Here is a 24,541-nt window from a genome sequence, read left to right on the forward strand (position 1 = left end):
ACATTACACGCTCACCGTGGTCAACGGCAGCGCGGAGTCGGCCGGCAGGTCCAGCCGGCTGGCCGGTACCCCGGCGGCGACCAGATGCGAACCGAGCGCGGCGACCATCGCGCCGTTGTCGGTGCACAGTTTCGGCCGGGGCACCCGGACCCGGATCCCGTACCGCTCGCAGCGTTGCTCGGCCATCGCCCGCAGCCGCGAGTTGGCCGCCACCCCGCCACCGATGACCAGGGTCTCGACGCCCCGGTCCCGGCAGGCGTCGACCGCCTTGGCGGTCAGCACGTCGCAGACCGCCTCCTGGAACGACGCGGCGACGTCCGCCACCGGCACCGGTTCACCGGCCCGTTCCCGGGCTTCGACCCAGCGGGCCACCGCGGTCTTCAGTCCGGAGAAGGAGAAGTCGAACCGGTGCGCGGCGAGGTCCTTCGGCGCGGTGAGTCCACGGGGGAATGCGATCGCCGCGGCGTCACCGTCGCGAGCCGACCGGTCGATCGGCGGCCCGCCGGGGAACGGCAGGCCGAGCAGCCGGGCCACCTTGTCGAACGCCTCACCGGCCGCGTCGTCAATGGTGGCGCCGAGCGGGGTGACTCCGGCGGTCAGGTCGTCGACCAGCAGCAGCGACGAATGCCCACCGGAGACCAGCAGGGCGATCGCCGGCTCCGGCAGCGGACCGTGCTCCAGGGTGTCGACGGCCACGTGGGCGGCGAGGTGGTTGACACCGAACACCGGCTTGTCGGTGGCGATCGCGTAGCCCTTGGCCGCCGCGACGCCGACCAGCAGGGCACCGGCCAGACCGGGGCCGGCGGTCACCGCGATCGCGTCGATGTCGGCCAGGGTGACACCGGCGTCGTCGAGCGCCCGGCGCATCGTCGGCACGATCGCTTCCAGGTGGGCCCGGCTGGCCACCTCCGGCACCACGCCGCCGAACCTGGCGTGTTCGGCCACGCTGGAGGCCAGCGCGTCGGCGAGCAGCGTGTGCCCGCGGACGATGCCGACCCCGGTCTCGTCGCAGGAGGTCTCGATCCCGAGGACCAGTGGTTCGTCAGCCATCTCGCATCATCACCAGAGCGTCGGTGTTGCTGGGTTGGTAGTAGCCACGGCGTACACCCACCGGTTCGAAACCGTACGCCGCGTACAGCCGTTGCGCGGGCGCGTTGTCCACCGCGACTTCCAGGTAGGTCCGGCCGGCCCCGCGTCGGGTGGCTTCGTCGAGCAGCCCGGCCAGCAGGGTCCGGCCCACGCCGCGCCGTTGGTGGTCCCGGCGTACCGCGACGTTCTGCACCCACGCCTCGTCGGGTGTCGCCGGATCGCCGGCCAGTGCCAGCCCGGCGTACCCGGCCAGCTGGTCGGTGCCGTCGACGACGGCCAGGTAGTGGTGTCCGTTGGCCAGCTCGTTCCAGAACATCTCGGCCGACCACTGTTCGGCACCGAACAGGTCGGCTTCGATCGGTACCGCCTGTTCGATGTGCCACCAGCGGAACCGGACGGTCCGCAGCTGCCCACTGACCTGGGTCACTGGAGCACCGGTTTGCGTCCGGCCGCCGCGACGGCGTCGGGCCGGCGCAGGTAGCAAGGGGTCAACGGCTCGGTGAGCGCGGCGGTGCGGACCCGGTCGGCCGCCAACCGCGCCAGCGGCAGCGCGTCCGGGTAGCGGGGCTCGGGTCGCACCGGTACGCCGAGCAGTTCGGCGTAGCGCAGGGCGCCGTCGCCGACTGCCGTGGTGACGCCGAGACCCGCCAGGGCCTCGGCGACGGCGGCCGGCGCGTCGACCGCCGGGTCGGTGAGCCGCCGACCGTCGGCGGCGTACACCGCCCAGTAGATCTCCCGGCGCCGCGCGTCGGTAGCAGCCAGCACCCGGCCGGTCGCGGCGTCGCTGCCGGCGAGGTCGGTGCCGGCGAGGTCGCTGCCGGCGGCGTGGCCGAGCGCGTCGAGCGAGTTGACGCCGTACGTCGGGATGTCGAGGGCATGCGCCACGCTGGCGGCGGTGACCAGACCGACCCGCAGTCCGGTGAACGGCCCGGGGCCGAGCCCGGCCACCACTGCGGTCAGGTCCGCCGCCGCCGCGCCGGACTCGGCCAGGCAGGCGGCGATCTGCGGGGAGAGCAGTTCGCCGTGCGCCCGCGCGTCGACCGTACGTCGGCTGGCCAGCAGACGTACGTCGTCGGTGATCTCGGCCAGCGCGGCGGTCACCGCGGGAGTCGACGAATCCAGCACCAGTACCAGCACGGTATGCACCCTAACCGGACACCGCGGCCGGCTCCTGGCTGCCCTCGGCGCGCCCGTGGTCGGGTCGCCCCACACCCCCCACACCCCCCGCGACCCCCCGCGTCGCGCGTGTCGCGCGTGTCGCGCGTATCGCCCGCCACTCATACTCTCCGGACCTGATGCCACACGTGCATCTTGATGCCACAGGTGCATCAAGTCTGGAGAGAGACCATGTCCCCCGCGCCGAACCTGGCCCGGTCCGGTCCGAGTCCGGTCCAAGTCCGGCCGCCCGGGAGTCCAACCAGCCGGTCACGCGCCGCCGGTCGGGAACCGGACATCCGTCGAGGATGGACATTATCGGTACCGGACAGGGAGCATCAGCGAATGGAATCGTCGACCCGGCTCGGCGGGGAGGTCGGCCGGCTGCTGCGGCAGGAACGCGAACTCCGCCGGCTGACCCAGCGGGATCTGGCCACGGCCACCGGAATCGCGCAAACCACCGTAGCCAGGGTCGAGTCCGGTCACCGGGGCGCGGCGCTGCCACTGGTCGAGCGGTTGTTCGCGGCGCTGGGCCGGCAACTCGTGGTCGGAGTCGAGGACCTCGACGAGGACGTGGACCAGCAGATAGCGCAACTCGCCGACCGCGGGATCGATGACCGGCTCCTGGACACCGACGTCGAGCGGTTCCGCCGCCACGTCGACGGAATCAGCTACGTCTTCGACGGTCCGACCGCCGCACTGCTGCAGGGCGCGCCGGTGCCGGCACCCGGGGTGCACGTGGCCCTGCTCTGGTCCGAGGCGGACGCCATCACCGAATGGCTAACCGGCCGGTACGCGAGCCGGTGGATGGACCGCTGGCAGGAGTACCGGCACATTCCGGTCGATCCACGCGAGCCGCATCCACTCCGGTGGCAGACGATAGCCGGTGAGATCCACGCCCGGATGTGCGACAAACTCCCCGAGTCGATCGACGTACGGCACGGCGAGCGGCACTACCCGGTGGTGCCGCTGGCCGAGCTGGCGATCGCCGATCCGGGCGTCGCCCGGCTACTGGACCGGCACCGGGCGGGCCGCAGCGGTCAGCCGGTACCGGGGCGCGGCGGTTGACCGGTCAGCCGGCCACCGGCTGATCGGCACCGCCGGTCCGGCTCCAGTCGATGCCGGGCAGGCCGGCGTCGGCCAGCGCCTTGTCGGTGGCGCTGAACGGCCGGCTGCCGAGAAAACCCCGCGGGTTCATCGGGCTGGGGTGGCCGGCCTCCAGCACGACGTGCCCCGGGTTGGTGATCAGCCCGCGCTTCTTGCGCGCGTAGCCGCCCCACAGCAGGAAGACGACCCGCTGGTCGCGGGCGTCGAGCGCGGCGATCGTGGCGTCGGTGAACTCCTCCCAGCCCTTGCCGGCGTGTGAGCCGGGCCGGCCCTGCCGCACGGTGAGCACCGCGTTGAGCAGCAGCACGCCCTGGGCCGCCCAGCCGGTCAGGTCACCGCTGCGCGGCATCGGCACCCCGACATCGGTGCCCAGCTCCTTGAATACGTTGCGCAGCGACGGCGGCACCGATACCCCGTCGCGGACGCTGAAGCTGAGCCCGTGGGCCTGCCCGGCCCGGTGGTACGGGTCCTGGCCGAGGATAAGCACCCGGCACTGCTCCGGCTGACACAGCCGGTAAGCGGTGAAGAGGTCCGCCACCGGCGGGTACACCGTCTGGTCGGCGTACTCGTCGGCGACGTACCGGCCGAGCGCGGTGGTGCCGGCCGGGTCCAGGTGCGGGGTGAGCGCGGTGGCCCAGGCAGGAGGCAACATGGCCAGCAGGTCGAGCATCTCGGGAGCCTTTCGTCACGCCTCGGTGGTGGCCGCCGCCCGTCCTCATGGACAGCTGCGCGCCGTCCGGCACTCTACGGGTGGCCTACGACATCACCGTCCAGCATGGCCGGCCGGCTGGTCCAGCCCGGCGAGCCGACCCGACCAGCCGGGGCCCCGTCCAATCAACTCGGCGGTCCGGGAGTCGTCCTCGGCCCGGTGCATGCGGACCAGCAGGTGCGCCTCGGCGAGCTGCTCGACCATCCCCTCGCCCCACTCGACGACGGTGACCGCCCGGTCCATGTCGGCGTCCAGGTCGAGGTCGTCGATCTCAACCCGCGGGTCGGGCGCGTCGCCGAGCCGGTACGCGTCGGCGTGCACCAGGGTGAGCGAGCCGCCCCGGGACGGATCCGGTTGGTGTACCCGGGCGATGACGAAGGTCGGCGAGGTGACGTCGCCGCGTACCCCGAGGCCGTCGCCGATCCCCTGCACCAGCGCGGTCTTGCCGGCGCCGAGCGGACCGGTCAGCACCACCAGGTCGCCTTGGCGCAGCAGCCGGCCGAGGCGGCGGCCGAGGTCGTGGGTGTCGGCCAGTTCGGGTAGCGGGATCCGGACAGTCATCGGGCGATTTTCGCAAGGAACGCGACCAGCACCGCGTTGACCCGGTCGGCGTGTTCCAGCATCACCACGTGCCCGCCGTCGGGGATCCTCACGTAGTCGGCGTCGGGCAGCCGGCGCAGGATCTCCTCCGAGTGGGTCACCGGGGTGATCATGTCCTTGTCGCCGACGATGACCAGCGTGGGGCTGCTCTCCAGGACCGCGAGCGCCGGGTACCGGGAGTGGGTCAGCAGGGTACGCACGTACCGGGTGACGGTCTCCGCCGAGGTCCGCGAGTTCATCCGCTCCACGTAGCTGACCAGCGCCGGGCTGGGCCGGTCGGTGCCGAAGCCGTACTGGCGGGTCAGCAGCCAGGCGAGGTCGGCGGTGGCCACCCGCAGCCGGTCGATCACTGGACCGGTCAGCCGGGTGGCGTTGTTGACCAGCATCAGCAGCGGCGAGCCGGCCCGGCTGAGGATCGCCGGCAGACCGAGCCGGGCCTCGTCGACCAGGCTGCCCGAGGTCGCCATCAGTACGGTGCCGACCACCCGGTCGCGGAACAGCTCCGGATGCCGTTGGGCCAGGGCCATGATGGTCATGCCGCCCATCGAATGTCCGACCAGGATCAACGGGCCGTCGCCGGCGGCCTGCTCGATGACCGCCCGCAGCGTCTCACCGAGCGCGTCGATCTCGTAGTCGCCGGACTCCAGCCGGCCGGAGCGGCCGTGGCCGGGCTGGTCGTAGCAGACCAACCGGTACTCTCCCTGCCGGGTCAGCTCCCGGCGTTGGAAGTGGAAGGTCCCCATGTCCAGGCAGTAGCCGTGCACGAAGACGATGGTCGGCCGCAGCGGTGCCGCGTCGTCCGGCTCGACGATCTCCACGTAGACGTCGGTGCCGTCGGCCGCGGTGACCACCCGGGTCTCGTCGTAGGGCAGCTCGCCGAAGGGTTCGTCGGCGTACCGGTCCGCCACCTCCCGCTTGAGCCGGCGCACCAGGGCGCGTTCGACGGTGACCGTCGCGGTCACCCCGGCAGCCGCGACGCCGATGACCGCGCCGACGATGCCGGCGGTCCGGGCCACCTTCTGCGCACCGGCCCGCTGCCCGCTCATGGCCGGCTGTCCTGGTAGATTCGGGGCACCCGGGGGCTACCGAACCGGGTGACGATCTCGTAGTTGATGGTGCCGACCGCGTCGGCCCAGTCGTCGGCGGTCGGGCCGCCGTCGCGTCCGTCACCGAACAATGTGGCCACCTCCCCAGCGTTGATCTCGTCGTCGCCGCAGTCGAGCACGATCTGGTCCATGCACACCCGGCCGGCGATCCGGCGCGTCCGGCCACCGAGGCGCACCGGCCCGGTGTTGGACGCGTGCCGGGGCACCCCGTCGGCGTAGCCGAGCGGCACCACGGCCAGAGTGCTCTCCCGTTTGGTGTGGTAGGTGTGCCCGTAGGAGACGCCCTGCCCGGCGGGGATCCGCTTGACCAGCATCACCCGGGCGCGGACGGTCATCGCCGGCCGTAGACCGAAGCCTTCGCCCGGCACCGGGGACAGCCCGTAGCAGGCGATACCGGGCCGGACCAGGTCGAAGTGGGTGTCCGGCCGGGTCAGGGTGGCCGCGGAGTTGGCCAGGTGCCGGTAGCGGGGGCGCAGCCCGTACCGGCTGGCCACGGCGAGCCCGTCGTGGTACGCCGCCAGCTGCCGGTCGATGGTGGCGTGCCCGGGCGCGTCGGCGAAGACGAAGTGGCTCCACACCCCGACCACCTCGACGGTGCCGTCGGACTGCGCTTTGGCGGCCGTCTCGACCAGCTCGGGCCAGTCGTCGCCGGTGGCCCCACCCCGGGACAACCCGGTGTCGATCTTGAGATGCAACCGGGCCGGCCGGCCGGCGAGTCGGGCCGCGGCGACGGCCTCGGACAGCAGGGCGCGGCTGCCGACGCCGAGGTCGACGTCGGCGGCGACCGCCTCGTGCAGGGGCAGTCCGGGGCTGAGCAGCCAGGCCAGCACCGGCCCGGTCAGTCCGGCACCGCGCAGCTCCAGCGCCTCACCGAAGGTGCAGACGCCCAGCCAGTCCGCTCCGGCGTCGAGTGCGGCCCGGGCCGCCGGCACCATGCCGTGGCCGTACCCGTCGCCCTTCACCACCGCCATCAGCTCGGCGCTGGTGCCGGCCCGCAGCCGGGCCACGTTCTCCCGGATCGCGTCCAGGTCGACCCGCACCTCTGCCTGCCACATGAGGCCAGCCTACTGACCGGTCACCTGATCGGGCAGGTTCCCGGCCGGTCAGGTCGGCGGCCGGCCGTCAGATCATCGTCACCCACCGACAGACCGCTGGCACCCGCCGGTCAGGTCGGCCACCACCGGGCGCAGCGCGGCGGCCACCTCGACCGCGGTGACCGGCCCGGTGCGGGCGGCGGCCCGGCCGGCCAGGCCGTGCACGTACGCGGCGGCCAGCGCCGCCCGCTGCGGATCCAGCCCGGCGGCGAGCAGCGAGCCGAGCAGGCCGGCCAGTACGTCGCCGGTGCCGCCGGTGGCCAGCGCCGGGGTGCCGGTGGCGTTCACGTACGCCCGTCCGTCCGGTCCGGCGACCACCGTACGGTCGCCTTTGAGCAGGACGGTCGCCCGCATCCAGGCGGCCAGCCGCAGCGCGGCCCCGACCCGGTCGTCGCCGGGTGGCTGGCCGGCGAGCCGGGCGAACTCCCGATCGTGCGGGGTGATCACGGTGGGTGCCTGCCGGCCGCGCAACTGCTCCGCCCAGCTGCCGTCGACCAGCATGGTCAACGCGTCGGCGTCCAGCACCACCGGCACCGGCGCGGCCAGCACCGACCGCAGCTCGGTCACGGCGTGTTCCCCGCCGCCCAGCCCGGAGCCGCACACCCAGGCCTGCACCCGGCCGGCGTCTGCGACCCGACCGGTGGCGATCACCGAGGGGTACCGGTCCAGCACCTGGGCGGCGGCGCTGCCGGCGTACCGGACCAGGCCGGTCGGCCCGGCGACCGCCCCGCCCACGGAGAGCACCGCCGCACCCGGATAGGTCGCCGAGCCGGTCGCCACCCCGACCACTCCCCGGGTGTACTTCTCGGCGGCCGGGGCCAGCGTCGGCCACCACGCCGAGACGTCGTCGCGGCCGGGCACCTCGAACGCGGGTGTGCCGCGCAGCCACGGTCGCAGGCCGATGTCGACCAGCTCTACGTGACCGGCGCGGACGGCGGCCGGTCCCACCATCAGCGCCGGCTTCAGGCAACCGAAGGTGACGGTGACGTCGGCTCGTACGGTGTCCCTCCCGACCGCGGCGGCTCCGGACCCGGTAGCTCCGGACCTGGCGGGGCCAGCTCCGGTCGACGGCACCGCGGCACCGTCGGGCACCCCGCCGGTGTCGACCGCAACGCCGCTGGGCACGTCCACCGCGACCAGCACCGGCCGGCCGCCACGTGCCGAAGTGAGCTCGCCGGCCCGGGCGAGCGCACCGGCGGCCGGCTCCCGCAGCCCGCCGGTGCCGCCGATGCCGACGATCCCGTCCATGATCAGGTCCGCGTGCCGGCCGGCACCGTCGGCGGTCCGACCGTCGGCCACCCGGCCGCCCGCGGACCGTAGCGCGGCGAGCCCGCCACAGTGGGCCCGGTCCGGTCGCAGCAGCCAGGCGGTGACCCGGGCGCCCCGGCGGGCCAGTCGGGCTCCGGCGTACAGCGTGTCGCCGCCGTTGTCGCCCGAGCCGACCAGCAGCAGCACCTCGGCACCGTAGACCCCGCCGCGCTCGGCGAGCAGGGTGGCGCACCGGCGGGCCAGGCCGGCGGCGGCCCGGTGCATCAGTGTCCCCGGTGCAACGGTCGCCATCAGCGCCTGCTCGGCTCTGCGGACGTCGGACACCCGCCACACCTGGATCATTCGCTTACCTCCGCCGCGCCGCTTCGTCGCTCACCGCCCACGGTCACCCTACCGGCGGTGGTGACCGGTGGGACGGTAACCGCTGCGCCGATTGTCCACAGGGTCCCCCGCCACGCTGTCGGTTCCGGATAGCGTCTGCCCATCGACGCATGCCGACGGAGGCGACACGGTGACCGGAGCCGACATGGGTGAACGGAGGCGACATGGGTGAACTGCCCGGCAACGACGTGGGCCCGGCCGGCGGCGGGCCGCTGCGGGTGCGGCCGGCCGTGCTGCACGACGCCGCCGACCGGTTGACCGGGCTGGCCTACCGGCTGGCGCACGGGCTGGCCGGCCAGCCGGAGCTGACCGTCGCCGCACCGGGCTGGGCAGCGGCCGACCTGCTGGTCACGGTGGAGGCCGCAGTGCACCGGCAGGTGAGCCGGGCCGGCGCGGACGCGGCCGCCACCGGGCAGGCGCTGGCCAGGGCCGCCGATGAGTACGACGCCGCCGACTGGCGGGCGGTCCACCGGCTGGCCAAATGATCACGTACCGGCAGCTGTGGCGGGCCGACCCGGCGGCCTGGCAACAGGCCGCGTACGGCTGGCGGCGCCGGCAACCAGCGGTCGAACGGCGGGCCGCCGAGGTGGCCGGGGCGGCCGGGGCACTGCGCGCCGGCTGGTCCGGGCCGGCGGCGACCGCCGCCGACACCCGGTTGGCCGGCCTGGGTGACCGGCTAGACGCCGTCGGCCCGGCGCTGTGCGTCGTCGACCAGATCCTCAGCCGGTACGCCGAGCAGCTGGCCCGGGCCAAGGCGGTGCTCGCCGACTGGGTCGCCACGGCGGGGGTGCTCGGTCTGTCGATCGACCGGGACGGCCGGGTCGGCGTGGACCCGGCGGTGACCCGCCCGGACGGGCCGACCCTGGCCGGTGCCCGCCGGGTAGCCGCCGGCGTCGCCGACGCGCTTGCCCTGGCCACCGAGGCGGACGTCGACGCGGCCCGCCGGCTCGACGCGGCCGCCACCGCCGCCAGCCAGGGCTGGCCGGCGCGGCCGCCGGCGACGCGCCCACCGCCGTCGGCCGCGCCGGCTGCGGTGCGGGCCTGGTGGGCCGGGCTGGACGATGCGCAGCGACGCTGGCTGATCCGGCACGAGCCGGCCCGGGTCGGCCGGTGGGACGGTCTGCCGGCGGTTGCTCGGGACCAGGCGAACCGGCTGCTGCTGGGTCGGCAGCGGGCGGCGTTGCTGGCCGAACGGGCGGCGCTGCTGGACAGCACGGACCCGACGGCGGTGCCGCGGTTGCGCCGGCTGGACCGGCTGATCGACGGCCTGGACACGGTCGACGACCGGCTCACGTCCGCGTCCGGCCCTCGGGCCTACCTGCTGGCGCTGGACGGCGGCGCCGGCCGGCCGGGTGATCCGTCGGCTCCCGCCTCGACCGGCCGGGTGATCCTCGCGCTGGGCGATCCCGATCAGGCCCGACGCGTGCTGACCCACGTCCCGGGGATGGGCAGCGGTCTCGACCGGGTCGGCGGCGAGTTGGCCCGCACCGAGCAGGTGCTGCAACGTTGTCAGCAGTTGGCTCCACAGGAGTCGACCGCCGCCGTGTTGTGGCTGGACTACGCGGCACCGGCGTTCGTCGACGAGGCGGCCAGCACCGCCCCGGCGCGGGCCGGGGCCGCCGACCTGCGCCGGTTCCAGGATGGTCTGGACGTCAACCGCGTCGGCGACCCGGGCGGGCTGACGGTGCTCGGCCACAGCTACGGCTCGCTGGTGGTGGGTACGGCGGCGCGGGCACCCGGCCTGGCCGCCGACGACCTGATCTTCGTCGGTTCGCCCGGGGTGGGGGTGGACCGGGTGGACGAGTTGGCGGTGCCGGCCGACCGGGTGTGGGCCACCACCGCAGACAACGATGTCATCCGCCGGGCGACCTGGCCGCAGCTGTGGCCGGGCGACCGGCTGTGGCACGGCGAGGACCCGAGCGGCGAGGACTTCGGCGCCCGGGTCTTCACCGGTGACGCGTCCGGGCATCTGGGCTACTGGGCCGGGGACAATCCGGCGTTGGACTCGATGGCCCGGATCGTGCTCGGCGCCGACCACCCGGCTGGCAGCCGGCCCGGCACGGGCGTGGCGGTCACTCCACGGTGACCGACTTCGCCAGGTTCCGGGGCTGGTCGACGTCGTGCCCCCGGGCGGCGGCGATCTCGCAGGCGAGCACCTGCAGCGGCACCGTGGTCAGCAGCGGGGCCAGCAGCGTCGGGGTGCGCGGTACGTAGATCAGGTCGTCGGCGTACGGCGCCACGGCGGTGTCCCCCTCCTCGGCGATCACCACGGTCCGGGCACCCCGGGCCCGTACCTCCTGAATGTTTGACACGATCTTGTCGTGCAGCATGCCCCGGCCGGCCGGTGAGGGGACCACACAGACCACCGGGGTGCCCTGGTCGATCAGCGCGATCGGGCCGTGCTTGAGCTCGCCGGCGGCGAAGCCCTCGGCGTGCATGTAGGCGAGCTCCTTGAGCTTGAGCGCGCCCTCGAGGGCGACCGGGTAGCCGACGTGCCGGCCGATGAACAGCACCTGGTTGGCGGTGGCGAGGTCCCGGGCGAGCTGGCGGACCGGCTCCATCGAGTCCAGCACCTGCCGCAGCTTGTCCGGCATCTCCTGCAGCTGGCTGACCACGGCGGCCACCTCGTCGGCGTACTTGATGCCGCGCACCTGGGCCAGGTGCAGTCCGATCAGGTAGCAGGCCACCAACTGGGTGAGGAACGCCTTGGTGGAGGCGACCGCGATCTCCGGGCCGCTGTGGGTGTAGAGCACCGCGTCGGACTCGCGTGGAATGGTGGAACCGTTGGTGTTGCAGATCGCCAGCACCCGGGCCTTCTGCTCCTTGGCGTGGCGCAGCGCCATCAGGGTGTCCATCGTCTCGCCGGACTGGGAGATCGCCACCACCAGGGTGGACCGGTCCAGCACCGGGTCCCGGTAGCGGAACTCGCTGGCCAGCTCCACCTCGCACGGGATCCGGGTCCAGTGTTCGATGGCGTACTTGGCGACCATGCCGGAGTGGTACGCCGTACCGCAGGCGACGATGAAGATCTTGTCGGCGTCGCGCAGGTCCTGGTCGGTGAGGCGGACCTCGTCCAGCATGATCTCGCCGGTCTCGGTGAGCCGGCCGAGCAGCGTGTCGGCGACCGCCTGCGGCTGCTCGGCGATCTCCTTGAGCATGAAGTAGTCGTAGCCGCCCTTCTCGGCGGCGGAGGCGTCCCAGTCGATGTGGAAGTCGCGGCCGAGCGCCGGCGCGCCGGAGAAGTCGGTGATCTCGATGCTGTCCGGGGTGATCAGGACGACCTGGTCCTGACCGAGCTCGACGGCGTCGCGGGTGTGCTCGATGAACGCGGAGACGTCGCTGGCCAGGTAGTGCTCGCCTGGGCCGCGACCGACCACCAGCGGGGAGTTGCGCCGCGCTCCGACCACCGCGTCCGGGATGCTGGCGTCGACCGCGAGCAGGGTGAACGCGCCTTCGAGGCGTTGACACACCCGACGCATCGCGGCGGCCAGCAGCCGCGGCCCCTCCGGCTCGCCGGCGGCCCGCAGGTCGGCCAGCGCGGCGGCGAGCAGGTGGGCAGCGCATTCGGTATCGGTGTCGCTGACGAACTCGACCCCGTCGGCTTCGAGCTCGGCGACCAGCTTGGCGAAGTTCTCGATGATCCCGTTGTGGATCACCGCGACCCGGCCGTCCCGGGACACATGCGGGTGGGCGTTGCGGTCGGTCGGTCCGCCGTGGGTGGCCCACCGGGTGTGGCCGATGCCGGCGGTGCCGTCACCGATGCCGACCGGGGCCGGGCAGCCGGAGCGGTCGACCGGCGTGGTGTCACCGGCCGTGGTGGTGCCGAACCGCTCGTCGCCGAGCGCCTTCTCCAGGTTGGCGAGTTTCCCGGCCCGCTTCTCGGTACGCAGCTCGTCGTCGCAGACGATCGCAACGCCGGCCGAGTCGTAGCCCCGGTATTCAAGCCGCCGGAGCCCGTCCAGCACGATGCCCAGCGCCGGCCGCGTGCCGACGTACCCCACGATTCCACACATGGGTCGTAGCCTAACCCACGATCGCTCATCAGCGGTGCGCATAACCCTAGCAATCGATCAAGCACGCTGAGCAGTAACCGACCAAACCCGCCTTATGGGCGCAAGGTATGGGTGCCGTCATCTGTTTCGATGGACCGCATAAAGTGGCGAGGTGGTCACCTCCCCCGGCGCCCCCGCCGACATCGACCCCCTGGTCCGCCGCATGCGCCCGTTCGGCACGACGATTTTCGCCGAGATGTCCGCTCTTGCCGTCCGCACCGGCGCGGTCAACCTCGGCCAGGGTTTCCCGGACACCGACGGGCCCACCGTGATGCTGACCGCCGCCACCGAGGCGCTGCGCAACGGCCACAACCAGTACCCACCCGGTCCTGGCATTCCGGCACTGCGCACCGCCGTCGCCCGCAACCAGCAACGCTTCTGGGATCTCGACTACGACCCGGAGACCGAGGTTCTGGTCACCGCCGGCGCGACCGAGGCAATCACCGCCGCAATCCTCGCGCTGTGCGAGCCGGGCGACGAAGTCATCTGCTTCGAGCCCTACTACGACTCGTACGCGGCCGCGATCGCGCTCGCCGGGGCGGTCCGCCGGCCGGTCACCCTGCGTCCCGACGGGGACGGCCGGTACGCCTTCGACCCCGGCGCACTGCGCGCCGCAGTCGGGCCGCGTACCCGCCTGGTGCTGCTCAACTCCCCGCACAACCCGACCGGCAAGGTCTTCACCGTCGCCGAGCTCACCGCGATCGCCGCGATCTGTCGGGAGCACGACATCTGGGCGGTCACCGACGAGGTGTACGAGCACCTCGTCTTCACCGACGCCGACACCCCGCACGTCCCGCTCGCCACCCTGCCCGGGATGCGAGACCGGACGCTGCGCATCTCGTCGGCCGGCAAGACCTTTTCCTGTACGGGCTGGAAGATCGGCTGGGTCAGTGGGCCGGCCGCGTTGGTCACCGCCATCGCACGGGTCAAGCAGTTCCTCACCTACGTCAACGGCGGGCCGCTGCAGCCGGCCGTCGCGGTGGCGCTGGACCTGCCGGACAGCTACTTCACCGGGCTTCGGCAGAACCTGCAGGCGCAGCGCGACCAACTGGTGGCCGGGCTGTCCGAGGCCGGATTCCGGGTGCTGGTGCCGGAGGGCACCTACTTCGCCACCGCCGACATCAGCGCACTGGGCGACACCGACGGAATCGAATTCTGCCTGTCCCTACCGGAACGCTGCGGAGTGGTCGCCGTACCGACCCAGGTGTTCTACGACGAGCCGGACGCCGGCCGGCTGCTGGTGCGGTTCGCCTTCTGCAAACGTCCCGAGCTCCTCGCCGAAGCGAGCCGACGACTGGCCGGCCTGCGACCGGCTGGCTGATCAGGCGGGCCGGCGGACCGGGGCGGAGTCAGGCCGGGCTGGCTGCTCGGACGGCTGCGGCGATCCGCTCGGCGACCGAACGGGCAGTCTCCACCGTCGCCGCCTCGACCATCACCCGGACCAGCGGCTCGGTGCCGGACGGTCGCAGCAGCACCCGACCGGTGCCGCCCAGCTCGGCCTCGGCCCGCTCGGCAGCCGCCCGTACCGCCGGGTCGCCGGCGCCGGCGGCCCGGTCGCCGACCGGTACGTTGACCAGCACCTGGGGCAGCTTGGTGACGGCGGCCGCCAGGCCGGCCAACGAAGATCCGGTGGCCGCCATCCGGGACATCAGCTGTAGTCCGGTGAGCACCCCGTCCCCGGTGGTGGCGTAGCTGGGCATCACGATGTGCCCACTCTGCTCGCCGCCCAGTGCAAGCCCGCTGGCCCGCAGCTCCTCCAGCACGTACCGGTCGCCGACCTTGGTCTCGACCAGCTTGATGCCCTCCCGGGACATGGCCAGCCGCAGACCGAGGTTGCTCATCACCGTGGCCACCAGGGTGTCGGCGGTCAACGTGCCAGCGTCGCGCATGGCCAGCGCCAGGATCGCCATGATCTCGTCGCCGTCCACCTCGGTACCGTCGGCGGTCACCGCCAGGCACCGGTCGGCGTCGCCATCGTGGGCCAGCCCCAGGTCGGCGCCGTGTTCGAGGACGGCGGCCCGGACCACGTCGAGGTGGGTCGACCCGCAACCGTCGTTGATGTTGAGCCCGTTCGGCTCGGCGTTGATCGCGATGACCTCCGCGCCGGCCTCCCGGTAGGCGACCGGGCCGACCTCGGCCGCCGCGCCGTTGGCGCAGTCGACCACCACCCGCAGCCCGTCGAGCCGGTGGTTGACCGTGCCGACCAGATGACCGACGTAGTGCTCGGCCCCGTCCAGCAGATCACTCACCCGACCGATACCGGCCCCGGTGGGCCGCCGTCGGCCGGTGGACCCGTCGCCCTCGATCGCCGCGCCGATCGCGGCCTCGATCTTCATCTCGAGGTCGTCCGGCAGTTTGTGCCCACCGGCGGCGAACAGCTTGATGCCGTTGTCCGGCATCGGGTTGTGCGACGCGGAGAGCATCACCCCGAAGTCGGCCTTGGTCTCGCCGACCAGGAACGCGACGCCGGGGGTCGGCAACACGCCGACCCGTAGCACGTTCGCGCCGGCGCTGGTCAGCCCGGCCACCACGGCGGCCTCCAGCATCTCGCCGCTGGCCCGTGGATCGCGGCCGACCACGGCCAGCGGCTGGCGGCTCGGATCCCGCTCGGCCAGGGTGTGCGCGGCGGCCACCGCGACCGCCAGCGCCAACTCCGGGGTGAGATCGGCGTTGGCCCGCCCGCGTACGCCATCGGTGCCGAACAGCCGCGCCATACCAGTCATCCTCCGATGGTCCCGCTAACGGTGCCGCTCCGCCTCCCCGTCGGGGGTATGGATCCCCCCGCTGCGATGGCGAGCGAGCCGGCAACCGATGAAGATACTGCCGATGAACGAAAGAATCCGCATCAACTAGACAAAAAAGCACGGACGGCCGAGAAACCCCACGAAGGAGGTGTCCCGGCCGCCCGTTCAGCCGTGTCGGACTAGCGCTTCGAGTACTGCGGGGCCTTGCGGGCCTTCTTCAGGCCGTACTTCTTGCTTTCCTTGACCCGGTCGTCGCGGGTGAGGAAACCTGCCTTCTTCAGCGCCGGGCGGTCGTCGCCGTCGTTGGCGCACAGCGCCCGTGCGATGCCCAGCCGCAGCGCACCGGCCTGGCCGGTGATGCCGCCGCCGCGCAGGTTGGCGATCACGTCGAACGCCTCGGCCTTCTCAGCCGTCACCAGCGGCTCCCGGATCAACTGCTGGTGCACCTTGCTCGGGAAGTACTCCTCGAGCTCGCGACCGTTGCAGGTGATCTTGCCGGAGCCGGGGACGATCCGCACCCGGACGATGGCTTCCTTGCGCCGCCCGACGGTCTGGATCGGGCGCTCGCCGCGCGGCGTACGCACCACTGGCGCGGGCGTCACGGCGGGGGCCGGCTCGATGTCGGCAACGGCGACCGGGCTGGCCTCGGTGGTGTCGGTCATGCTGGTTCCTTCGCCCGCGCTCACTGCGCGATCTGCTTGATCTCGAACGGCACCGGCTGCTGAGCACCGTGCGGGTGCTCGGCGCCGGCGTAGACCTTGAGCTTGCGGATCAGCTTGGCACCGAGCTTGTTGTGCGGGAGCATGCCCTTGACGGCCAGCTCGATCGCCCGCTCGGGGCGCTTGGCCAGCAGCTCGTCGTAGCCGACCTGCTTCAGCCCGCCGGGGTAACCGGAGTGCCGGTAGGCCACCTTGGTGTGCCGCTTGTTGCCGGTCAACGCCACCTTGCCGGCGTTGACGACGATGACGAAGTCACCGGTGTCGACATGCGGCGCGAAAGTCGGCTTGTGCTTGCCGCGCAGCAGCGTGGCGGCGTGGGTGGCCAGGCGGCCCAGCACGACGTCAGAGGCGTCGATCACATGCCACTGACGCTCGATCTCACCCGGCTTCGGGCTGTACGTACGCACAGGTCTACCTTGTCTCGTCGTCGGTCTGGGGTCGCGCGTCGGTCGTCAGGTAACGCGCGGGCCGTCGGGGCGACCCGGAACCGGGGCGACCTGGCAGAGAACGCGCGCGCGAACGACAAGCATACCCCGGCTGACCTGGCACCATCGGACGGGGCCTCCCGCAGACGGTGAGCTGCATCCACGGACGGTGACCTGAGACGGTGACGGGTCTGGCGAGGGACGCCCCTCGATTGTCGCACAACAGCAGGCGACGATACCCGCTGCCCGGCACGCCGGTCAAAACGGCTGGTCGGCACCGGTACGCCGGAGGTCCCACCAAGTGGGCCGGCTAACCCTCTGACAACAGCCCGTGTGAGCTGCTCTTAGCAGGCTGGAAACAATCGGGACGTCGCGGCGAAATCGCCCCCCGGCACGCTTCGCACATGCCAGGCAGCGTGCAGTTGACCATCGGTCCGACCGGCGAATCCGCCGACCGGACCGTGGCCACCCACTGCCCGTACTGCGCACTGCAGTGCGGGATGCGACTGCGTGCCACGACCGACGGCGGTGTGCAGGTGCTGCCCCGGCAGTTTCCCACCAACCAGGGCGGGCTCTGTCAAAAGGGCTGGACCGCTGCGGAACTGCTCGACCACCCGCAGCGGCTGACCACCCCGCTGGTCCGCGACCGACCCGGCACCGAACTGCGGCCGGCCAGCTGGGACGAGGCCCTGACCCGGATCGTCGACGGTGTCCGGCGGATCCAGCAACGGCACGGCCGCGACGCGGCCGCGATGTTCGGCGGCGGCGGCCTCACCAACGAGAAGGCGTACGCGCTGGGCAAGTTCGCCCGGGTCGCGCTGCGCACCCGCAACATCGACTACAACGGCCGATTCTGCATGTCCTCGGCGGCCGCCGCCGGGATCCGGGCCTTCGGCGTCGACCGTGGCCTGCCGTTCCCGATGGCCGACGTCGGCACCGCCGACACCCTGCTGCTGGTCGGCGCGAACGTGGCCGAGACGATGCCGCCGTTCGCCCGCTACCTGACCGAGATGAAACAGCGCGGCGGCACGCTGATCGTGATCGACCCGCGCCGCACGGCCACCGCCCGCCTGGCCGACCTGCACCTGCAACCCACCCCCGGCACCGACCTCGCGGTGGCCAACGCGCTGCTGCACGTCGCGGTGCGGGAGGGCTGGGTGGACCACACCTACGTCGCCGAGCGGACCACCGGCTTCGACGCTGTCCGGGCCACCGTCGCCGGCTACTGGCCGGCCCGGGTGGAACGGATCACCGGCGTGCCGATCGCCGATCTGGAGGCGGCGGCGCGCGCTCTGGCCGGCGGCGACCGCCGCGCGACCGACGCCCCGCCCGCCAAGGTCGTCATCCTCACCGCGCGCGGCGCCGAACAGCACGCCAAGGGAGTCGACACGGTCAGCGCCTACGTCAACCTGGCGCTCGCCCTCGGGTTGCCCGGCCGGACCGGCTCCGGTTACGGCTGCCTGACCGGCCAGGGCAACGGTCAGGGCGGCCGGGAGCACGGCCAGAAGGCCGACCAGCTGCCCGGCTACCGACGCATCGACGACCCGGCGGCGCGGGCGCACGTGGCCGGGGTGTGGGGCGTCGACCCGGCGGACCTGCCCGGGCCGGGGGTTTCCGCGTACGAACTGCTGGACGCGCTCGGCACCCCGGCCGGGCCGAAGGCGTTGCTGGTCTTCGGCTCCAACCCGGTGGTATCCGCACCCCGCGCCGGCCGGGTCCAGCGCCGACTGGCCGATCTGGACCTGCTGGTCGTCGCCGACTTCGTGCTGTCCGAGACGGCGGCGATGGCCGACGTGGTACTGCCCACCGCCCAGTGGGCCGAAGAGGACGGCACGATGACCAACCTGGAGGGACGGGTGCTACGCCGGCACGCGCTGCGGCCACCCCCGCCCGGTGCCCGCACCGACCTGGCCGTCCTGGCCGACCTCGCGCAGCGGCTCGGCTGCCCGGCCGGGCAGTTCCCGGCCGACCCCGCCGAGGTCTTCACCGAACTGCGCCGGGCCTCGGCCGGTGGCGTCGCCGACTACGCCGGGGTCAGCTGGGAGCGGATCGACGCCTCCGACGGGGTCTTCTGGCCCTGCCCGGACCCGGACCGACCGGACACCCCGCGGATGTTCACCGAACGGTTCGCCACCCCGGACGGGCGGGCCCGGTTCGTGCCGGTGGAGCACCGGGCCGCCGCCGAGGAGGTCTGCGCCGACTATCCGCTCTACCTGACCACCGGCCGGGTGCTGGCCCAGTACCAGTCAGGTGCACAGACCCGCCGGATCGCGCCGCTGCGCGGCGCCGCGCCGGAGGCCTTCGTGGAGCTGCACCCGGACCTGGCCGCCCGGCTCGGCGTCGCCGACGGCGAGCCGGTCCGGGTGACCAGCCGGCGCGGCGAGATGCGCGCCCCGGCCCGACTGACCGAGTCGATCCGCCCGGACACCGTGTTCGCCCCGTTCCACTGGGGCGGCGCGGGGCGGATCAACTCGGTGACCAACGACGCGTTGGACCCGACGTCCCGGATGCCCGAGTTCAAGATCTGTGCGGTCAGGGTGGAGCGAGCGTGAACCGTATCGTCATCGTCGGCCACGGCATGGCCGGTGCCCGGCTCACCGCCGAGCTGCACGCCCGGCGTGGGGATTACAAGATCACCGTGTACGGGGCGGAGCGGCACCGGGCGTACAACCGGATCATGCTGTCGAACCTGCTCGCCGGCCGGGCCGACGAGCTGGACGTGACGCTCACCGAGGCCGCCGGGCACGGCATCGACGTGCGGGCCGGGTTGGCGGTGACCGCGATCGAGCCGGCCACCCGGACGGTGCGCACCGCCGACGGCACCGCCACCGAGTACGACCACCTGGTGCTCGCCACCGGCAGCCGGGCTGTGGTCCCCGACCTGCCCGGCCTGACCGGTGCCGACAGCCCGGCAGGGCTGCCGGAGCGCGTCGCGCTGTTCCGGACCCTGGACGACTGCCGGCGGATCCTCGCCGCCGCAGCCGGTGCCCGCACCGCGCTGGTGCTCGGCGGCGGCCTGCTCGGCCTGGAGGCCGCCCGTGGGCTCGCCGCACGTGGACTGGACGTACGGGTGGTACACAAGGTCGGTCAGCTGATGGAGCGCCAACTCGACGCCACCGCCAGCGCGGTGCTCGCCCGTACCCTGGCCGGCCTCGGCGTCGGCACCGAGCTGGCCGCCGCCGCCGAGTCGGTCACCGCCACCACCGACGGGGTACGGCTGCGGCTCGGCGACGGCCGGGAGCTGGACGCCGACCTGCTGGTGCTGGCCTGCGGGGTCCGGCCGGACACCGACCTGGCCCGCCGGGCCGGGCTACGGGTCGGGCGCGGTGTGATGGTCGACGACCGGATGGCCACCAGCGACCCACGGATCTGGGCGATCGGGGACTGCGCCGAACACGACGGCGTCGTCACCGGGCTGGTCGCCCCCGCCTGGGAACAGGCCCGGGTGCTGGCCCGGGTGCTGGCCGGCGACGACCCGGGTGCCCGCTACCGGCCACTGCCGACGGTGACCCGGCTCAAGGCCGCCGGCATCGACCTCGCCGCGATGGGCGACACCCGGCCGGGCGCCGACGGGCAGACCGAGGAGCTCAGCTTCGCCGACCCGGCCCGGGGCACGTACGCGCGGCTGCTGATCCGCGACGACCGGCTGACCGGGGCGATCATGCTCGGCGACAACCCGGCCGTCGGCACCGTCATCCAGCTGTTCGACCGGGGTGGTCCGGTGCCGACCGACCGGCGGGCGCTGCTGCTCGGCCGGGCGGTCGGCGGCACCGTCGCGGCCCCGGCGACCAGCCCGGCCCTGATGCCGGACGCGGCGACCGTCTGCCAGTGCAACACGGTCAGCAAGGGAGCGCTGGTCCGCTGCTGGCGCGCCGGGGCCCGGTCGGTCGCCGAGATGGTCGCCGCCACCCGGGCCACCACCGGCTGCGGCAGCTGCACCGACGCGGTCACCGGCATCGTCGACTGGCTCTCATCTGTGGATTCCGACGTGGAGGTACCAGCATGAACCGGTTGGTCGTCATCGGCAACGGCATGGTCGGGCAGCGCCTGGTCGAAGCGGTCCGGTCCCGGGACACCGACGGTGGATGGCAGGTCACGGTGCTCGCCGAGGAGTCGCGGCCGGCGTACGACCGGGTCCGGTTGTCGGCCTTCTTCGACGGTGTCGGGCCGGACGAGTTGAGCGTGCACACCCCGGACGACGGGGTGGACCTGCGGCTGGCCGAGCCGGCCCGGCGCATCGACCGGGACCGCCGGGTGGTCGTCACCGACCACCGCGAGTACGGCTACGACGCGCTGGTGCTGGCCACCGGCTCGTACCCGTTCGTCCCGCCGATCGACGGCGCCCACCGACCTGCCGACCCCGGTACCGGTGGCGGGACCGTCGGCGGCCTGCGCGACGGGGTGTTCGTCTACCGCACGCTGGACGACCTGGTCGCCATCCGCGACTTCGCCACCGATCCGGCCGCCGGCCGGCGGGTCGGCACGGTGATCGGCGGCGGACTGCTCGGCCTGGAGGCCGCCAACGCACTGCGGCTGCTCGGTCTGCGTACCCACGTGGTGGAGTTCGCGCCCCGGCTGATGCCGGTCCAGATCGACGAGGCCGGCGGGGCGATGCTGCGCCGCTACGTCGAGGACCTCGGCGTCGAGGTACACCTGGGGACCGCGACGTCGGCGATCCGCACCGGACCGGACGGTACGCCGCACGGCGTGGCCCTCACCGACGGCACCGAACTGCGGTCCGACCTGGTGGTGGTGGCCGCCGGCATCCGGCCCCGCGACGACCTGGCCCGCGCCGCCGGGCTGGCCGTCGGCGAACGCGGCGGGGTGACCGTCGACGCCACCTGCCGGACCAGCGACCCGCACATCTGGGCGGTCGGTGAATGCGCCGCGGTCAGCGTCGACGGCGAACCGGGCCGCTGCTACGGCCTGGTCGCCCCCGGCTACGCGATGGCCGAGGTGGTCGCCGACCGGCTGCTCGGCGGCACCGCCGCCTTCCCCGGCGCGGACACCTCCACGAAGCTCAAACTGCTCGGGGTGGACGTGGCGTCGTTCGGCGACGCGCACGGTGCCACCCCCGACTGCCTGGACGTCACCTTCACCGACCCGGCCACCCGCGTCTACGCCAAGCTGGTGCTCTCCGACGACGCGCGGACCCTGCTCGGCGGGGTGCTGGTCGGCGACGCGACGGCGTACCCGACGCTGCGGGCCAGCGTCGGCGGGCCGCTGCCGGGCCCGCCGCTGGCGCTGCTCGCCCCGGCCGGCTCCGACGGGGCCGCTGGCGGCGCCGGCATCGACGCGCTGCCCGGCAGCGCCCAGGTCTGCTCCTGCAACGCGGTCACCAAGGATCAGATCCTCGGCGCGATCGGCGACGGTTGCACCGACGTCGCCGGGATCAAGGCGTGCACCCGGGCCGGCACCAGCTGCGGGTCCTGCGTACCGATGCTCAAGCAGTTGCTGTCCGTCGCCGGGGTGGCCCAGTCGACCGCACTGTGCGAACACTTCGACCACAGCCGCCAGGAGCTGTTCGACATCGTCCGGGTACGCGGCATCCGGACCTTCTCCCAGCTGGTCGCCGAACACGGGCGGGGGCGGGGCTGCGACATCTGCAAGCCGGTGGTCGCCTCGATCCTCGCCTCGCTGGGCAACGGCTACGTGCTCGACGGCGAACAGGCCACCCTGCAGGACACCAACGACCACTTCCTGGCCAACATCCAGCGCGACGGTACCTACTCGGTGGTGCCGCGGATCCCCGGTGGGGAGATCACCCCGGAGAAGCTGATCGTCATCGGCGAGGTCGCCCGGGACTTCAACCTCTACACCAAGATCACCGGCGGGCAGCGGATCGACCTGTTCGGCGCCCGGGTGGAGCAGTTGCCGAAGATCTGGCGGCGGCTGGTCGACGCCGGCTTCGAGTCCGGCCACGCCTACGGCAAGGCGCTGCGGACGGTGAAGTCCTGTGTCGGCTCCACCTGGTGCCGCTACGGGGTGCAGGACTCGGTCGGCCTGGCGGTCGCCCTGGAGCTGCGTTACCGGGGTCTGCGTGCCCCCCACAAGATCAAGTCTGCGGTCTCCGGCTGCGCCCGGGAGTGCGCCGAGGCCCGCAGCAAGGACTTCGGCATCATCGCGACCGACGTCGGCTGGAACCTCTACGTCGGCGGCAACGGCGGTTTCCGGCCCCGGCACGCCGACCTGTTCGCCAGCGATCTGTCCACCGACGACCTCGTCCGCACCATCGACCGGTTCCTGATGTTCTACATCCGCACCGCCGACCGGCTGCAACGCACCGCAGCCTGGATCGAGGCCATGGACGGCGGCCTGGACCACCTGCGATCGGTGATCGTCGACGACTCGCTCGGGCTGGCGGCCGAGCTGGACGAGGCGATGGCCCGGCACGTCGAGTCCTACTCGGACGAGTGGCGGGACACGATCGACGACCCGGAGCGGCTGGGCCGCTTCGCCTCCTTCGTCAACGCGCCCGACACCCCGGACCCGTCGATCACCTTCGAGGTCGAGCGGGGCCAGCCGGTGCCGGCCCTGGGCGAGCGCCGGCCCGTCGCGCTCGGTCTCCCGACAACCCTGGAGGTACGCCGATGAGTGTGCAGACAGTCAACGTCACCGCCCGATGGACACCGGTGTGCCCCTACTCCCGAGTGGAGCCGGAGCGGGGCGTGGCCGCACTGGTCGACGGCGAGCAGGTGGCAGTCTTCCGGACCTACGACGGGACGTTGTACGCGATCGGCAACCAGGACCCGGTGGCCGGTGCCCACGTCATGTCCCGGGGCATCGTCGGCACCCGAGGGGACCTCCCGACCGTGGCGTCACCACTGCACAAGCAGGTTTACGACCTGCGTACCGGCGAGTGTCTGGACCTGCCGGGCGTCGCCGTGCCGACCTACCGGGTGCGCTGTCGGGACGGGCTGATCGAGGTGCTCGGCCGGCGGCAGGACCAGTGATGTCCGACGAGCTGTCCGGGTTCACCATCGGGGTTACCGCCGACCGGCGGCGCGACGAGTTGGCCGCGTTGCTGGAGCGGCGGGGTGCCCGGGTGGTGCTCGCCCCGGCGCTGCGGATCGTGCCACTCGCCGACGACACCGAGCTGCGCGCGTCCACCCGGGCCTGCCTGGACAGTCCGCCGGACGTGCTGATCGCCAACACCGGCATCGGCATGCGTGGCTGGCTGGAGGCCGCGGAAGGGTGGGGCTTGGCCGAGCCGCTGCGGGCGGTGCTCGGCGGCGCCTACATCGTGGCCCGCGGTCCCAAGGCCCGGGGCGCGATCCGCGCCGCCGGCCTGCACGACCAGTGGTCGCCCGCGTCGGAGAGCTGTGACGAAGTGACCGACCATCTGCGGGCCCGCGGCGTGGCCGGTCAGGTGATCGCGATGCAGCTACACGGGGAACGGCAACCGGAGTGTTCGGCGGCGCTCGAGGCGGCCGGCGCCACCGTGATCGAGGTGCCGGTGTACCGGTGGGCACCACCGTCCGACCCGGCACCGCTGCACCGGCTGGTCGATCTGGTCGCCAGCCGGCTCGTCGACGCGGTCACCTTCACCTCCGCGCCAGCGGTCGGAGCGCTGCTGCGCGCCGCCGGGCCAAACGCCGACGCGGTGCTCGAGGCGATGCGGACCGACGTGCTGGCCGCCTGCGTCGGGCCGGTCACCGCGGCGCCGCTGCGCCGGCACGGAGTGCCGGTGACCGCACCGGCTCGCGCCCGGCTCGGGGCGCTGGTCCGGACGATCGTCGACGAACTGCCCCGCCGGGCGGTCAACCTGAAGGTCGGCGGACACCTGCTCACCCTGCGCGGACACGCCGCAGTCATCGACGGTGAGCTGCGTCCGTTGGCGCCGGCGCCGATGGCGGTGCTGCGTGCGTTGGCGCAGACCCCGGGACGGGTGCTGTCCCGGGCCGCGCTGCTGCGCACCCTGCCCCGAGGTGCCGACGAGCACGCCGTCGAGATGGCGGTGGCCCGGCTCCGGGCCGGGCTGGGCGCGCCCGGGGTGGTCCAGACCGTGGTCAAACGCGGCTATCGGCTGCCGATCGACTGAGGCAGCCGAGCCGGCCGACAGCGGAAACTGCCGACCGGCGGAGGCCGTGC

At 73.2% G+C, this 24,541-nt stretch carries 21 protein-coding genes; 9 read left to right on the forward strand and 12 right to left on the reverse strand.

All coding sequences use genetic code 11. The features are described 5' to 3' along the window. Nucleotides 1–3: 3 nt before the first annotated feature. From tsaD to tsaB, 3 genes are read right to left on the reverse strand one after another with little or no spacing between them, the layout of a single operon-like run. Complete coding sequence (gene tsaD / locus O7553_RS23665; RefSeq protein WP_281551844.1) at nt 4–1,050, reverse strand: tRNA (adenosine(37)-N6)-threonylcarbamoyltransferase complex transferase subunit TsaD; 1,047 nt, start codon at nt 1,048–1,050, stop codon at nt 4–6. After that, nucleotides 1,043–1,495, reverse strand: a complete 453-nt coding sequence (rimI, locus tag O7553_RS23670) for a ribosomal protein S18-alanine N-acetyltransferase (protein ID WP_281555726.1) — start codon at nt 1,493–1,495, stop codon at nt 1,043–1,045. The genes tsaD and rimI overlap by 8 nt, the downstream gene beginning before the upstream one ends. A 17-nt stretch (nt 1,496–1,512) precedes the next feature. Next, nucleotides 1,513–2,226 (reverse strand): tRNA (adenosine(37)-N6)-threonylcarbamoyltransferase complex dimerization subunit type 1 TsaB, encoded by a 714-nt coding sequence (gene tsaB, locus O7553_RS23675; protein ID WP_281551845.1) that lies wholly within the window; start codon nt 2,224–2,226, stop codon nt 1,513–1,515. 363 nt (nt 2,227–2,589) lie between these two features. On the opposite strand from tsaB, the gene O7553_RS23680 reads away from it, so the two are divergent. Continuing rightward, nucleotides 2,590–3,312 (forward strand): helix-turn-helix transcriptional regulator, encoded by a 723-nt coding sequence (locus O7553_RS23680; RefSeq protein WP_281551846.1) that lies wholly within the window; start codon nt 2,590–2,592, stop codon nt 3,310–3,312. A 4-nt stretch (nt 3,313–3,316) separates the two neighbouring features. Here O7553_RS23680 and ung read toward each other — a convergent pair whose 3' ends face one another. The 5 genes from ung to O7553_RS23705 all read right to left on the reverse strand — a co-directional run bounded on the left by ung (nt 3,317) and on the right by O7553_RS23705 (nt 8,471). Further along, a complete protein-coding gene (gene ung / locus O7553_RS23685) occupies nt 3,317–4,021 on the reverse strand; it encodes a uracil-DNA glycosylase (RefSeq protein ID WP_281551847.1) in 705 nt (234 codons plus the stop codon). A 93-nt stretch (nt 4,022–4,114) separates the two neighbouring features. Continuing rightward, a complete protein-coding gene (gene tsaE, locus O7553_RS23690; RefSeq protein ID WP_281551848.1) occupies nt 4,115–4,621 on the reverse strand; it encodes a tRNA (adenosine(37)-N6)-threonylcarbamoyltransferase complex ATPase subunit type 1 TsaE in 507 nt (168 codons plus the stop codon). Beyond that, entirely contained in the window at nt 4,618–5,706 is a 1,089-nt protein-coding gene (locus O7553_RS23695; protein ID WP_281551849.1) for an alpha/beta hydrolase, read from the reverse strand. The genes tsaE and O7553_RS23695 overlap by 4 nt, the downstream gene beginning before the upstream one ends. Further along, the gene (gene alr / locus O7553_RS23700; protein ID WP_281551850.1) at nt 5,703–6,821 is read right to left on the reverse strand and encodes an alanine racemase; all 1,119 of its coding nucleotides are present in this window, start codon (nt 6,819–6,821) and stop codon (nt 5,703–5,705) included. Before alr ends, O7553_RS23695 begins: the two co-directional genes overlap by 4 nt. Before the next feature lie 78 nt (nt 6,822–6,899). Beyond that, the gene (locus O7553_RS23705; protein WP_281551851.1) at nt 6,900–8,471 is read right to left on the reverse strand and encodes an NAD(P)H-hydrate dehydratase; all 1,572 of its coding nucleotides are present in this window, start codon (nt 8,469–8,471) and stop codon (nt 6,900–6,902) included. A gap of 203 nt (nt 8,472–8,674) precedes the next feature. Between O7553_RS23705 and O7553_RS23710 the strand changes: the two genes are divergently transcribed. Both O7553_RS23710 and O7553_RS23715 read left to right on the forward strand, forming a co-directional pair. Beyond that, nucleotides 8,675–8,995, forward strand: a complete 321-nt coding sequence (locus tag O7553_RS23710; protein ID WP_281551852.1) for a hypothetical protein — start codon at nt 8,675–8,677, stop codon at nt 8,993–8,995. Continuing rightward, complete coding sequence (locus O7553_RS23715) at nt 8,992–10,596, forward strand: alpha/beta hydrolase (RefSeq protein WP_281551853.1); 1,605 nt, start codon at nt 8,992–8,994, stop codon at nt 10,594–10,596. The genes O7553_RS23710 and O7553_RS23715 overlap by 4 nt, the downstream gene beginning before the upstream one ends. Here O7553_RS23715 and glmS read toward each other — a convergent pair. Continuing rightward, nucleotides 10,583–12,523: a glutamine--fructose-6-phosphate transaminase (isomerizing) gene (gene glmS, locus O7553_RS23720; RefSeq protein ID WP_281551854.1), complete on the reverse strand. Its 1,941-nt coding sequence runs from the start codon at nt 12,521–12,523 to the stop codon at nt 10,583–10,585. The genes O7553_RS23715 and glmS overlap by 14 nt on opposite strands. A gap of 151 nt (nt 12,524–12,674) precedes the next feature. On the opposite strand from glmS, the gene O7553_RS23725 reads away from it, so the two are divergent. Next, nucleotides 12,675–13,883 (forward strand): pyridoxal phosphate-dependent aminotransferase, encoded by a 1,209-nt coding sequence (locus O7553_RS23725; RefSeq protein WP_281551855.1) that lies wholly within the window; start codon nt 12,675–12,677, stop codon nt 13,881–13,883. Nucleotides 13,884–13,911: 28 nt separating this feature from the next. Here O7553_RS23725 and glmM read toward each other — a convergent pair whose 3' ends face one another. The 3 genes from glmM to rplM all read right to left on the reverse strand — a co-directional run bounded on the left by glmM (nt 13,912) and on the right by rplM (nt 16,432). Further along, the gene (gene glmM / locus O7553_RS23730) at nt 13,912–15,276 is read right to left on the reverse strand and encodes a phosphoglucosamine mutase (protein WP_281555727.1); all 1,365 of its coding nucleotides are present in this window, start codon (nt 15,274–15,276) and stop codon (nt 13,912–13,914) included. Nucleotides 15,277–15,485: 209 nt separating this feature from the next. Further along, a complete protein-coding gene (rpsI, locus tag O7553_RS23735; protein WP_281551856.1) occupies nt 15,486–15,968 on the reverse strand; it encodes a 30S ribosomal protein S9 in 483 nt (160 codons plus the stop codon). A gap of 20 nt (nt 15,969–15,988) precedes the next feature. Beyond that, complete coding sequence (rplM, locus tag O7553_RS23740; protein WP_123606095.1) at nt 15,989–16,432, reverse strand: 50S ribosomal protein L13; 444 nt, start codon at nt 16,430–16,432, stop codon at nt 15,989–15,991. 422 nt (nt 16,433–16,854) lie between these two features. Here rplM and O7553_RS23745 point away from each other — a divergent pair, with 422 nt between their 5' ends. The 5 genes from O7553_RS23745 to O7553_RS23765 are packed head-to-tail and all read left to right on the forward strand — an operon-like array spanning nt 16,855 to nt 24,491. Further along, on the forward strand, nt 16,855–19,002 hold the full coding sequence (locus O7553_RS23745; protein ID WP_281551857.1) for a molybdopterin oxidoreductase family protein: 2,148 nt from the start codon (nt 16,855–16,857) through the stop codon (nt 19,000–19,002). Then, entirely contained in the window at nt 18,999–20,456 is a 1,458-nt protein-coding gene (locus O7553_RS23750; protein WP_281551858.1) for an FAD-dependent oxidoreductase, read from the forward strand. Before O7553_RS23745 ends, O7553_RS23750 begins: the two co-directional genes overlap by 4 nt. Further along, nucleotides 20,453–23,044, forward strand: coding sequence for a nitrite reductase large subunit NirB (gene nirB / locus O7553_RS23755; protein WP_281551859.1), 2,592 nt, complete (start codon nt 20,453–20,455; stop codon nt 23,042–23,044). The genes O7553_RS23750 and nirB overlap by 4 nt, the downstream gene beginning before the upstream one ends. Before the next feature lie 2 nt (nt 23,045–23,046). After that, nucleotides 23,047–23,403: a nitrite reductase small subunit NirD gene (gene nirD / locus O7553_RS23760; protein ID WP_281555728.1), complete on the forward strand. Its 357-nt coding sequence runs from the start codon at nt 23,047–23,049 to the stop codon at nt 23,401–23,403. Next, a complete protein-coding gene (locus O7553_RS23765) occupies nt 23,403–24,491 on the forward strand; it encodes a uroporphyrinogen-III synthase (RefSeq protein ID WP_281551860.1) in 1,089 nt (362 codons plus the stop codon). Before nirD ends, O7553_RS23765 begins: the two co-directional genes overlap by 1 nt. The last annotated feature ends 50 nt before the right edge of the window (nt 24,492–24,541 follow it).

The organism is Solwaraspora sp. WMMA2059, from assembly GCF_027497315.1.
Classification (GTDB): domain Bacteria; phylum Actinomycetota; class Actinomycetes; order Mycobacteriales; family Micromonosporaceae; genus Micromonospora_E.